Source organism: Paenibacillus sediminis (genome assembly GCF_017873765.1).
Taxonomy (GTDB): Bacteria; Bacillota; Bacilli; order Paenibacillales; family Paenibacillaceae; genus Paenibacillus_AG; species Paenibacillus_AG sediminis.
The window spans coordinates 926606-939455 of sequence record NZ_JAGGKP010000001.1 but is presented as its reverse complement, the minus strand read 5'-3'; the positions used below and the strand labels follow the sequence as shown (position 1 = coordinate 939455).

Sequence of the window (12850 nt, the reverse complement as noted above, 5' to 3'; positions counted from 1 at the left end):
GAGTAAAAATTAGAAGATTAATTACTTTTCTAATTATAGCATATTAAGCAATTTTAGGTATAGATCAGCATCTTTAATTGCCTTTTTAGGATTGATGACCGAATGGGAAGATGGAAGTGGATTTCCCTTTAACTGCATATGGCAAACGGGTGCAATACTTGAAAAAGGGAATTGCCCCCTTTTTGTTGAACTTATAAATAATTTGGTTTAAATTTTTAATAATTTAATTCATACAGGAGAAAACGATGCTTATTTTTTTAGAAGGATTACCAGGAGCAGGTAAATCGACTAACTCTGGACTACTTTATAGACAGTTTGAAAGGAGTGGTAAATCTACCAGATGGATTCATGAAATGCTTCGACTTCATCCTGTTTTATTTTTTAACGAAGCTTGCTTAAGTAAAGAAGAATATGAACAATGGTGCAATAAATACGATATAGCAAGAGGCATTGATAAGATAGCTCAAAAACGTGATAATTATGTGGGAATTGATTTGCTAGAGGTGGAATGGCACTATCAAGAATTATTTTCTAAAGAGGCGTTTCAAGCCCTCAAGCAAAAAGACGTCTGGAATTTTTCACTTTGTGACTATAAGAAGGTTGCATTAGAAAAGTGGCGTGCATTTGCTAAGGAAGCGGCTAAACAACCAGAAAAGGTATTTATCCTAGATAGCTGTATCTTTCAATATCAAGTTTTTTCTTTTCAGTTAGTTGATGCTCCACAAGAAGAGCTCTTTGCGTTTGTTGGTGAACTTTGGGACATAGTAGGGAGTTTAAATCCTAAATTAGTCTATCTATATCGTGAATCTGTTGAGAATCAGATTGAACATCTTAAGAAAGTCAGAGGGGAAATATTCTTTCGATTAATGTGGGAACGGGATCGGCATAATCCCTATTATAAGGACAAACCTTACGGTGAAGAAGCTTATCACCAATTCTTAAGAGAGTATGATCAGATAGTACGAGAACTCTTTAAAGATACTCCTTGCCCTAAGCTATCCTTAGAAGTAACCAGAGGAGATTGGACACAATATCAGGACTCCCTACTTAAGTTCTGTAATCTTGAATATCACCCTGAACCTCACTCTACCTTTCCATTAGGTGAATTTAGAAATAAAGATTTAGACTTAAGTTTGAAAATATTTGGGGAACCAATTAGTGGATATAAATTAGTAGATCCTAATGGAGTATCTCGCCGATTATATCCTCGATCTGATAAAGAATGGTATATTGAGGATTACCCTGTAAATCTAATTCTGAATGATAAGAATAAGAATCAAATCATTATTGGTGGAGAAAACCTTACTAATCGCTGGACGGAATCAAATTTAGTATTTGACCGCTTCTAGAGAAGATAGTTATTGAACAAACGGGGACTTTTGTTAATAATCATGATCGCTGCGGCGGTCTTTTTTTCTTGTTAAGCGGTTCAGATTTTTGCTATTGGCCGAATTGCTCAGCAAGGAGAATTTACTCATGCTTCAGGAATTGAAAAACAGGATATTGGTGAATTTCCACCAATTGCCCATATGCTTACGCTTATGTTTTTTGGAAGCATACTCTTTTACAAACAGAACATTTTTACATGAATCAAAGGTGCGATGAAACAAATCCAAGAAAGTATTTAGGTTAAGAATTTGCAACAGAGCTAATAAAAAGTATCATTCTGGAATTTCAAAGATAATCATACGAATTTCTTTGAAATGGATAATAGGGGGCTGTTTCACTGGATCATAAATCAAGTCACAGTTGAACTGTGTCTTAATTATTTCTATCAATGGCTTAAAATAGCATCGGAGGGGCAAATGATAATCGGGTTCCTGACTGGACTCAATTAAGAACTATGATAGAAAAGAGTCTACCAAAAGCATTGCTGATGCCATGTACGGACTAATGTGTGAATTTTAAATAGATCTATCAAATCAATGTATGGAATATGTCTATCTATACTAGTACCGGATAGTGCAGTATTTGATTTACGGGGTGAAGGGTAGGGCTTGAGGAAGGATAAAGGAGAGGTGTTTACTTATGTGTAAATCTATATCGTATTTATTAATTTCTATTGTATTAATATTGAGCTTTACAGGCTGTTCTTCCGAGTCTTCTAAACATGTTGAAATTGGCAACGTTCCTAGTGAGATTCATTTTAATGGCGAACTATATAAGGCAACTGGAGAAAAAGCAACTGCCATCGGTAAGAAAATAGGAGAAGCATTAGCTTAAAATGGAAAATATACTAAAGAGGTATACGAAATCGAGGGGATTGATTCCTCAAAAAAAATAGCAGTCAAAATGCTGAATAACACATTTATCGTATTCTCATTAGAATAATTAGCTGTACGTTATTCGGATCGAACATTCTGACCAGACGATATTCTTGGGGACATTGAAGAACATGATATCATTAGAAGGGTGAAGGCTTTCTATGGCAACTACAAATCCGGTATTTAGACATAGAATGTAATTAACAAGAAGAATGTTTATCAAAAAAAAAAACGCGAAGCATCTTCCGACCCAAGAAAACAAGACAGGCTGAAGTAAGCTAGTAGCGCTAGTAAATAGTGTAGGATCATTTAGTTTGTTCTTTTTACAATGGTCTACACCTAATCATGCTGAATCATGATGCAATTTCTTAATTTGCGCATTGCAAAATCTTATGTACGAGGAGGATTCACACAATGAAAAAAATTATTCTTAGCACTGCACTCGCTCTAAGCCTCATTGCTGCATCGGTGCCTGCTCATGCGGCAGAGAGTCATCCGATTATCATGGATGGCGTTGCGATTACATCCGATGTACAGCCTGAGATGAAGAACGGTCGTACAATGGTGCCTTTGCGCGTGATCAGCGAAAATCTGGGGGCTGTGGTCGATTGGTCGGGCTCGGAAGTGACGATTACGAGAAATGACATAAAAGTAACGTTGCAACTGAACAGCAGCACCGCAGTGAAAGATGGAAAGACACTGCAATTGGATGCAAAGCCGTACATCCATAATAATCGCACCCTCGTTCCCCTTCGCTTTATAGCAGAAACGTTCGGCTGTACGGTCAATTACAGCAAGAGTACGGTTACGGTCGATACCGCACCATTGATCATCAATGGCGTTAAAGTGACAACTTTGCAGTATGAATACCACATGGTAATAGGCGGATACAGGCAGCAGCTCAGTGGCAAGCGTTATAACGAAGAGATTTATGCCCTCTTTGAGTCGAATAAAGGTGCTAAGGTGGATGCTCCGACGAATTATGGGTGGAATGACAATTGGAATACTCTGGGGTGGTATACGAAAACCGGTCAATATGATTTTCTGGATACGGCGGGACATAGTGTCCAACGTTTTGATCCTTATACTTTGAGTGGTCCATCTGGGCTCAACGGATTCACGGAAGAACAATTGGCAGGCTATCCGAAAGTGCTGATTTTTGACGCTGTGGAGGGGCAATGGTACATGTTCAGCGAGACTGCGCTGGATTCCATTGCAAAATTGATGAATACAGCTGAACAAAACGGTTTGTTGAAGAGTACGGAATTGTAAATGGAACGGACTGGGGAAGCGTAATATTTGTGTCACACTAACTTGTACCGATTACCGATTAGGCATGTATCTAAACAATTTTCCCGCTAATTCATTAAGCTAACGGGCAGTTTAATGTAGTGATGGCTCATCCCGTTCGGCAATGAATTCGGATTAAGGTTACAGCGACGACACCAAGCTAGCCATCTCTCAAAGGTTTCAATCAAGCGGACAGGACCTACATGACGAAAAATAAACAAGGAGCAGCTTGTGGAGTGCAACTGCTCCTTGTTTTATTAAGCTACTTGTACGATTTTGATTAACTTGACATTTGGTAATCAGTCAGTGTTATTTGATACACGCAGTTGGAACCCCCAAGAAGGCGGATTCTGGTTACGCCCTTAGGCGCTTTATATCTTCTCTTGGTGGGAAGCCAAACATACGGGAATATTCACGGCTGAATTGCGATGGACTTTCGTAACCTACCCGAAATGCGACATCTGCAGCATCTGTTGATTCGGATAATAACAGGCGCCGCGCTTCTTGAAGTCTTAGTTGTTTTTGAAACTGAATCGGGCTCATAGCAGTAACCTCTTTGAAGTGCCTATGAAGCGACGAAACACTCATATTCACTTTTTCCGCAAGCTCTTCAATTCGAAATGGCTTATCAAAGTTATTCGTGATATGTTCGATAACGTCTTTAATTTGATGGGCAGAGCTGCCCTTTATTGCAATTTGTTCAAGCGTAGACCCATGCTGACCTTGCAAAACCCTATACAGAATTTCCTTCGTAAACAGCGGCGCAAGTATCGGGATATCCTTTGGGTTGTCCAGCAAACGAGCTAACCTGATGACCGCATCCAACAAAGGCAGTTCCATCCGGCTAACAAACATGCCTCGATTAGCATTTTCTTTCGGTCCTACCCGGATTTTAGAATCACCTAAAACCTCTAGAATTTGATTCGCCGTAAATTCAAGTTTGAAACCTAAATATGGAACATCGGAAGTGGCTTCAGTCACTTGGGCGGTAACCGGCAAGTTAACTGATGAAACAAGGTAATCCGCAGGATTGTATTTAAAGCGCTCCTGTGCCAGCCATACCTCTTTAGCACCTTGAACCACAATGCAAAAGGAAGGCTTATAAACTCCGTGGCTTGGTTCTGTCGCATTCGACTGACGCATGAAAAATAAGGATGGAATAGCGGTTGGGTGAACACCATCTTTTTCTGCATAACGCTTAATAATGTTGGCAAGCTCACTTTGCTGTTTAGATATTATTTCCGACATAATATCCTCCTTATCCTTCAATCTTTATAAATTGATTATAATTCATATTCATCTGTTACATAAGTGGTAGTGAGAGGATTAGGCAAGCATTTGACACGAATGGGATAACGGTCTCTTTGTCATCCGGTGCACAATAAGAATAAGCGCGGCGACGGATGCCCGTTATGGATGTAATGGATAAGATCAAATCGATCTAGAAAATTATCCTTAATAAACTGGAGGATTTTAGATGCAAAAAGTAATTTTGAACAATGGTGTTGAGATGCCTATACTCGGTTTTGGTGTTTTTCAGATGGCAGATCAAACTGAATGTGAACAAGCCGTTTATGACGCGATTATGGCGGGATATCGGCTGATTGATACTGCTGCCTCGTATCAAAACATACGCAATAGAGCAACCATCAGATGTAGCGATTAATGAAATGATTATTCGACCTACACATCAAGAACGTTGAAAATTTGAGTTAAGGAGTGTATCAGTCATGGAGTTTACGAAACTTGGAAACACCGGTTTGGATGTATCTCGAATCTGCCTTGGTTGTATGGGCTTTGGTGTAGCAGAACGGTGGACTCACCCATGGGTAATTGATGAAGAGAATAGCCGTCCAGTTATTAAAAAAGCTCTAGAACTGGGAATTAATTTTTTTGATACGGCGAATTTATATTCAGATGGAACAAGTGAGGAAATTGTCGGTCGTGCGCTAAAGGATTATGCTAATCGGGATGAAATTGTCCTTGCTACGAAGGTTTGGGGGCGCATGCATCAAGGTCCTAATGGTGCAGGGTTATCCCGCAAGGCAATCATGAGTGAAATTGATAAAAGCCTCAAGAGACTGGGAACCGACTACGTGGATTTGTATCAAATCCATCGTTGGGACTACACTACGCCTATTGAAGAGACCATGGAAGCCATGCACGATGTGGTCAAAGCTGGCAAAGCAAGATACATTGGTGCTTCAGCGATGTATGCGTGGCAGTTCCTAAAGGCACTTCATGTGGCAGAGAAAAACGGATGGACACGGTTTGTATCCATGCAGAACCATTTGAATCTCATATATCGTGAAGAGGAGCGCGAGATGCTGCCTCTATGTAGGGAAGAAAAAATCGGAGTGATTCCATATAGTCCGCTTGCATCAGGAAGATTGACACGTGATCGTGGGGAAACAACTCATCGTTCCGAAACCGATCAAGTTCAAAAAAGAAAATACGATGCGATGGGTGATGCTGATCAATTGATTGTGGACCGCGTAGCGGAACTTGCTGAAAAACATGGAGTTCCCCGCTCTCGAATCGCACTTGCATGGTTATTGCAAAAACAACCGGTAACAGCACCTATTGTAGGTGCTACAAAATCGTTTCACCTTGAAGATGCGGTAGGTGCGCTTTCATTGAAGTTAACGCCTGAAGAAATTGCACACTTGGAAGAGCCGTATGTGCCACACCCAGTGGTTGGTGCAAACTGATTATAAGAAACGAGAAGCCCTTATTCTGCAATAATTGCTGTTACAACATACCGAGCCTGCCAAACATCCTTCCGGCAGGCTCGGTATCTTATCTGACTATAGCTCAACGAAGGCTACCTCAACTTCTTCTGTAACGGTTGATATTATGCGGCGAATAGCTTTGAATAACTAAATTAAAAGCCTTCTGTTCTCAAGGTAAATAAAGGAGTTTAAGCGTGGTGACTTTAACAATGATGGAAAATCATATATTACAAAGTTATTCGAAAAGAAGATTGATTACATAAAAAACATACTGAGTTCTCAAATGAATTTTTCTGATGTTGATAGTAGGCCAGTATTTCATCAAATTTTGAATCGTTACACTATAGAGTTAATTTAAAATTATTTACACCAATGGTTAGCCATTGCTGAAGAAGGGGCAAGGCTTGCTGTTGCACCAAAATGGAAACAGATCGATGAAATGATTGAGTTGAGTTTACCATCGATAATCTTCAAGTTAGATGCTGATCTAGGAAAGAAGATAGATATAGCTCAAGTCTACTATAAGAGAATAATAATGCGTATGTTAGAGTAAAATAGAACTAAACCGTCTAAAAACACTATAGAGGTTGCTTAACAATAAGCTGTCTTCCCTTGACTTAGGGGCAGCTTATTGATGTTTATCACCTTTTAATAGAGATGGCTATTCATATAGTAATATATTAACTGCGAGATGGAAACTTTTGAATTCAGTTGAAAGGTTTAATGTTTTATCAAAAATAAAAGGAGCTGGAACGGATGGAAGAGTATATACAACCAAATTACGAAAACTTCAAAAAATTAGGAAAATTAGACGACTTTATATAGGCCGAAATTCAAATTATAAGTTCCGCTAACAAAGCGTATTTCATACGCTATGCTAAAAAGGTTCAACTTGGTAGATTCTCTTGAAGTAACTCTTTAACTAAATTAGTCTTGCGTAACAACATGGCAAACATCCAACCAATAAAAACTCCTAACATATTAAGAATTACATCATCTATATCTGCAACTTTGTTGGGGTAATCCGTAATGAAATCTAAAGTAAATTGAGATAATTCAATGAACAGACATGTTCCTAGACAAACCAAAAAAATAATTTTGAAATTGATATCTTTCCAACATAGCTTCACGAATATAGGCATTGGTAGTAGTAAGACTATATTTCCGAAAATTTGTATCCAATATTTCCTATCTATTGCAGTCATAATTGCTTTTAACGGTATTATGTTGTAAAATTTTTCAACCGTAAAGGAACTGGATATTTAGTAAACAATACTAAGGGTGTAAATGTAAATTTCAGCACTCCTAACAAGTATAAAGTGAAAAGTAAGGTAAATATGTGATTTTCCAATGGTTTTCTTTTTCGAAAAATTAACATGCAACTTGTATATATAAGCACTATTACAAGGAAAAGTGCTAAGTAAATGATAGGGGATGGATCAAGTGTAAAACTAAGATAGTGCAAGTTTCTCATCCTCTCAAATTATGCTAATGTTAAATAACTCAACTTTCACACAATGATTTGCTGAGAAGTGAAAGTAGAGTTATTTATTAGTTTATTTGCATTAATTTTACCACGAATAGCTGATGTCGATATCCCCAGTCATATGTTGATCTACAAACTCTTCACACCATCAAGTGGGCATTTTTATAGTTCATTCAAAAAGGGCTAGAATAGTCGACCCTCGGTTTTTCTTTCTTTGATTATTAATGAATAATACTCTTGATAATTGGATATACGAAGAAGCTAGATGTACCAAGTGTAGCTAATGCTAATACTATTATTGTCATAGACACTTTTCTTTTGGCTCTTTCCAATCCTAATAGCAAGAAGAACAATAAAAGTACTGGAATAACAATTGCAATTGCGGATAATCCTCTAGGGCTTTCTCCATTGAGAGCTTCTGGTAATAACCAGATGATCGGCGAAGTTATACATATATCACCTATAATACCATCTCTATGTGACAGCGCTGCTAATATACCTAAAGTTGGGCACATTGGCACGGCGAATACCAGCCAAGGAACAGCTTCCCGCCATCCTGCAATCAGAGGCAAAGATTCTTGTAATACGAAAAGTAGATGATAAAAAACAAGCCAAGTAATGATGTAGGCGGTTACTGACGCCCCGGTGTATACAGTGCCGCTGATGGCATGATCCGACGCAGCAGCGTAAGCTGCCGATGCAGAAGCAAAAACAAGAATTGCAAGTGCCGTACCCGTCGCTGGTTTGAATAACTTTTTCAACATCATCTCAATCCTTCAATTTTTTAACTCAATCTACTTTTACCACTATTAACGTGATCTGTAAGGTGAATTTTGTCGAAAGCATAAAATTTTTATGACGTCAATAGAAATTCTGATATTCGAATTTAACTTGACACCGGCATTCCATCCCATATTCAGAAGATAATACAGCGGATGAGCTATAGGCTGTCAAATATTTTCTCAGTCTACAACTTTATTTTCCGAGTCTACTGAAGGTCGCGCGATCATTGAACGATTTTTTGGGCTATTAGAGAGTAATTACATTCACAGGGTTGGGATGACAACCGGTAGCCACCCAAAAGATCCCAGAAGAAATAATCCTGAGAAAATTGCTAAAAAGTATGTATTTAGAGCAGAGGAGTTGGAACAACTAATTGAGGTTGCTATTGCCAACTATAATACATCCTTGCATTCCAGTTTAGGTATTAGTCCTTTAGAAGCCATGGAACAGAGAATAAAGTATCAAGACATGATCCCTCGACAACTATCTGAGCAAGAAAGAGTGGAGTCAAACTTTTTCTCCCTGCAAACAACGCGTGTGGTTCAAGGGAATAAGAATACCGGAAAGCGTCCACATATTAATTACGAGGGAGTCCCTTATTCCAGTACATTGCCTGCCAGAAATTTCAGTTTAGTTGGTGAAAAGCTGATTGTGGATGTAAATATTGATGATATCTCAATATTGAAGGTGTACTTACCAGATGGTCAAGAATTGGATTATTTAAAAGCAAAAGGTCCATGGGGGCGTATGCCTCATACCTTACGAACGAGAAAAACCATTAATAAATTGGTGCGTGAGGATAAACTTAAATTTGACGATGTGACATCTCCAATTGATGCACTTGAAAGCTGGCTAGAGGAAAATTCTACTTCATATAAAAAACCACGTAATGAATTAGCTACTTGACAAAGATATAAACAAAAATCATTACCTCCTGTAGAAATTAATGATGAATTAACAACCGTGTTAGATAACGAAATCACAATTGATACGACCAGCGATGATATGGCCATAGAGTTAGAAGAACTACGGAGGAGATTCAAAACAAATTGTTAAAATAGGTGATCCAAGTGGCAAAAGTGATTAAAAATCAATAAGAGTCAGATGCTCTTCTACAAGGCCAGATATTCCTCTAGGAAGTCATCCAGTCGAAACAGAGGATTATCAAATTCCTACCAATATTCCTTGAGACTTTGTTGTCTGACATGGGACATGATTTTGCATTTACCGGTAAAACCAGTGTCAAAAGGAATAGACTTATTGCTTTCTTGCATCAGCAAGGAAATGCAAACCGATACAGAATTGTTCTGTTATTCATAGATGAAGCACAATGTTTAGAACAACTGTACTATGAATGGCTGATTGATTATTACAATAAACTTGATAAATTAAATATAACTCTTGTATTGATTTTAGTTGGCCAAGAACAATTAAATGCTCAGCAGCTGGTATTCAGTCATGGACAAGCTGATCAAATTATTCAAAGATTTATGATTGAAGAACACAAATTCATTGGCATCAGAACATTGGAAGATATTCATGTATGTTTAAAATGTTACGACGAATTAAGTGAATTTCCTGCCGGGAGTGGATGGTCGTTTACACGATACTACTTTCCAGAGGCATTTGCTGCAGGGGAGAGACTTCAAAATTATTCGAAGGAGATCTTTGAAATTTTCACTACCCTACGCCAGCAATATAATTTAAAAGGCGTATTTGAAATTCCAATGCAACATATGACAATGGCCATTAAGATAGTCTTATTAGACTATGGAAAAAACAGTTCAAAACCTCAGAATTGGATTAGTAAAAAAATTTGGATTGACTCCATATTGAAAACAAATTACATCATTTCGGAACAGCGAAAAAACCCTAATACTGTAAAAGAAAAGAAGGGGGGAATCAACCAATGAAAAAGAATAAAATTCTCTCAGTTGAGAATCAGTATGGAAAGAATAGATTAAACCTTCAGGTTGATTTCTTAAAAGAACTAGATAAGGATAAGTGGGATGTGAGAATACTGGGGATACCATACAATCACTCAATTTCTTTTGAACATATACCTGAGGTCAAGATCCAACTAATAGCTACATCTGTTCAAAAGTCGCTAGCCTTGAAAATTTCCTGTATTATATGCAGCGTTATGACTGGAAAGAGGCTCCGATAAAGCCGGTAAGATCTTTAATATATCAGGAAGACAGACCTAAACTCCCGATAAAAAAGGAAAACGAGTTTAACTACATGAGTGACTTTGTATGGGATCAAATAAATGAGAATATCTCCAAAATAGAGTCATTAGTCATGATGTGTCGTGGGACAAGAACTTGTACCGATTGCCGAAATGGACAAGAACATGTTCCGATTAGATAAATATCTAACTGGGCTTCCATGCAATTTCATTAAGCTAACGGGCAGTAAAGCGGAACAAAATAATTAGTTGGATGTTGGCTTGAAACCGTTACTCATAAAGATAACTTTTCCGTAAATTCCGTATCAATATTTTGTAGATCGTGGGTTCAGGAACTTTTTTGGGTGCTATGTGTTATATAGTGTAATACGAAGCAAGGAGGTGGCGGCGACGTCACAGGAGCATGAATCCGAAACGCTGTGCATAGACACGCTAATCGTCAGCGTGCAGAACGGGGATCGCGAGAAGTTTGCGAATATTGTCCAGACCTTTCAGCAGCCGATTTTCCGCTACTGCTACCGGCTGCTCGGAAACAGACAGGATGCCGAGGATGCGGTTCAGGATATTTTTATTAAAACCTACGAGTCCATTCACCGGTACAAGCCTGCCGCAAGCTTTTCGTCTTGGCTGTACCGCATCGCGGGCAACCATTGTCTTAATCTGCTGCGCAGACGCCGAATGCATCGGTTAGCGATGCGCATTCTTAAGCCCGGGTCAGATGCGGCCGGAGCTGAACAGGAGTTTGAGGAGCGGTTGTATAGCTACCCGCTGGCCGCGGCGTTGTCGAAGCTGTCGCTGGAGGAACGCAATCTGCTCGTTCTGCGGGTCTTCGAACAACGGACCTATGTAGAAATGAGCGGCATTTTGGGCATCAGCCCTAATGCCCTGCATAAGCGCATGGAGAAAATCAAATCGAAAGTTCGGGAAACGATGACGAAGGAGGGGTTTTTGTGCAGCGTGCAGGAATCCAAATTGATAACGAAGATCTAATCAGGGCTGCCGCCGGCGATGAACGGCTACCAGTTATCGACGTCAAGGACCGGGTGATGGAGCGGATTGGCAGTAGAAAAGGAGGCGGGTCCTGGCTTGGGTTCAGACTCATGAATCGCGCGGGAGCACTGACGATGCTACTTGCGATGCTGCTTATTTCGACCTCTGCTTACGCCGCTTCGGAGTGGATCCAGATTCGCAATGCGGCAGACGTGGTTAAAGTTCAATACGAACCGGAATACTTTGCTCCGGAGCCGGTGGCCCAGTGGGATCCTTATCAATGGAAAGCACTCAATTCAGCCAAGTCGGGCGAGCTGGTGGCCTATTATGTGAAGGGCCAGAACGACGATGACGCTTCGAGCAGCAGTGACCTGCTTCACTTCGCTGTCAAGGAGCGACGGTTTACTTCCTACCCCGATTTCGTGAAGGAGATGCGCCGAACCGGGGTGACGGTGCTGCCGGAGAAGGTTGAAGGGTATACGTTGAAATACGGTAACGTGAGTCCCCACTATCCGTTAACAAGTTCGACCGTTTACAGGCAAACGCTTGGTGAATTGATAAATCAGGCTAACCAGGCGAAAGCGGGGCAACGCCTCTTCGCGAAGAAGCTTCCGTGGACGGACGCGGGCTCGGTGGGCGCTACATATGCCAATGGCCGCGCCTACGTCGACTTCGGGATGACGCTGCTGCAGGGAGGTACTATGAGGGTAGAGCAAGAATCTGAAAACCAAACAGACAAGTTTAAGATCGAGGGCAGGGCGGCCGTCTACAACGATGTAAAGAAAGAGAACGTTAGCTACCATTATCTCAACTGGTACGACGAGAAGCGGGATGCATATTATACGCTAACGACGTATGGGGATCGCATACTAACCCGGGAGCAACTGGTCCAGCTGGCGGAAGAATTAATCAATGATGGGATATAGCCCGTCCGCAGAGATTCAAAGACCGATTACAGTTGCATCGAATGAACGATGCTCCCGGTTTCCAAACCGGGGGCTTGTTCCCAGTCAAGCCTCCACAAATTGTTGCTGTAGATAGTGGTTACGTCCCGAATTAATTGTGTTGGTCGAAAGAACTAGCCTATGATTCTACTGTATTTTCATATAGTGTTACA

At 40.0% G+C, this 12850-nt stretch carries 12 protein-coding genes and 1 pseudogene; 10 read left to right on the top strand and 3 right to left on the bottom strand.

Annotated elements, in window-relative coordinates:
- The first annotated feature begins 245 nt into the window (after positions 1 to 245).
- The 3 genes from J2Z20_RS04505 (at position 246) to J2Z20_RS04495 (ending at position 3536) form a co-directional block, all read left to right on the top strand.
- The gene (locus J2Z20_RS04505) at positions 246 to 1349 is read left to right on the top strand and encodes a P-loop NTPase family protein (protein ID WP_209845779.1); all 1104 of its coding nucleotides are present in this window, start codon (positions 246 to 248) and stop codon (positions 1347 to 1349) included.
- Positions 1350 to 2028: 679 nt separating this feature from the next.
- Positions 2029 to 2223: a hypothetical protein gene (locus tag J2Z20_RS04500; RefSeq protein ID WP_209845778.1), complete on the top strand. Its 195-nt coding sequence runs from the start codon at positions 2029 to 2031 to the stop codon at positions 2221 to 2223.
- A gap of 455 nt (positions 2224 to 2678) precedes the next feature.
- Entirely contained in the window at positions 2679 to 3536 is an 858-nt protein-coding gene (locus tag J2Z20_RS04495) for a copper amine oxidase N-terminal domain-containing protein (RefSeq protein WP_209845777.1), read from the top strand.
- A gap of 372 nt (positions 3537 to 3908) precedes the next feature.
- On the opposite strand, the gene J2Z20_RS04490 is transcribed toward J2Z20_RS04495, so the two are convergent.
- Positions 3909 to 4802, bottom strand: a complete 894-nt coding sequence (locus tag J2Z20_RS04490) for an AraC family transcriptional regulator (protein ID WP_209845776.1) — start codon at positions 4800 to 4802, stop codon at positions 3909 to 3911.
- 229 nt (positions 4803 to 5031) lie between these two features.
- Here J2Z20_RS04490 and J2Z20_RS04485 point away from each other — a divergent pair.
- Positions 5032 to 5184, top strand: a pseudogene (locus J2Z20_RS04485) (aldo/keto reductase); the annotation flags it as partial.
- Between the two features lie 100 nt (positions 5185 to 5284).
- On the top strand, positions 5285 to 6265 hold the full coding sequence (locus J2Z20_RS04480; RefSeq protein WP_209845775.1) for an aldo/keto reductase: 981 nt from the start codon (positions 5285 to 5287) through the stop codon (positions 6263 to 6265).
- Between the two features lie 908 nt (positions 6266 to 7173).
- Here the strand turns inward: J2Z20_RS04480 and J2Z20_RS18325 are convergent.
- Entirely contained in the window at positions 7174 to 7548 is a 375-nt protein-coding gene (locus J2Z20_RS18325; RefSeq protein ID WP_415639986.1) for a VanZ family protein, read from the bottom strand.
- Positions 7549 to 7993: 445 nt separating this feature from the next.
- Positions 7994 to 8536: a hypothetical protein gene (locus J2Z20_RS04470; protein WP_209845774.1), complete on the bottom strand. Its 543-nt coding sequence runs from the start codon at positions 8534 to 8536 to the stop codon at positions 7994 to 7996.
- Between the two features lie 295 nt (positions 8537 to 8831).
- On the opposite strand from J2Z20_RS04470, the gene J2Z20_RS04465 reads away from it, so the two are divergent.
- From J2Z20_RS04465 to J2Z20_RS04445, 5 genes are all read left to right on the top strand, one after another.
- Positions 8832 to 9461 carry a hypothetical protein gene (locus J2Z20_RS04465; protein ID WP_209845773.1) on the top strand — a complete coding sequence of 210 codons (630 nt, stop codon included), beginning with the start codon at positions 8832 to 8834 and terminating at the stop codon, positions 9459 to 9461.
- A gap of 290 nt (positions 9462 to 9751) precedes the next feature.
- A complete protein-coding gene (locus J2Z20_RS04460; protein ID WP_209845772.1) occupies positions 9752 to 10468 on the top strand; it encodes a P-loop NTPase family protein in 717 nt (238 codons plus the stop codon).
- The gene (locus tag J2Z20_RS04455; RefSeq protein WP_209845771.1) at positions 10465 to 10722 is read left to right on the top strand and encodes a hypothetical protein; all 258 of its coding nucleotides are present in this window, start codon (positions 10465 to 10467) and stop codon (positions 10720 to 10722) included. Before J2Z20_RS04460 ends, J2Z20_RS04455 begins: the two co-directional genes overlap by 4 nt.
- A gap of 402 nt (positions 10723 to 11124) precedes the next feature.
- A complete protein-coding gene (locus tag J2Z20_RS04450; RefSeq protein WP_209845769.1) occupies positions 11125 to 11733 on the top strand; it encodes an RNA polymerase sigma factor in 609 nt (202 codons plus the stop codon).
- Complete coding sequence (locus tag J2Z20_RS04445) at positions 11694 to 12659, top strand: hypothetical protein (RefSeq protein ID WP_209845768.1); 966 nt, start codon at positions 11694 to 11696, stop codon at positions 12657 to 12659. The genes J2Z20_RS04450 and J2Z20_RS04445 overlap by 40 nt, the downstream gene beginning before the upstream one ends.
- Positions 12660 to 12850 lie beyond the last annotated feature (191 nt).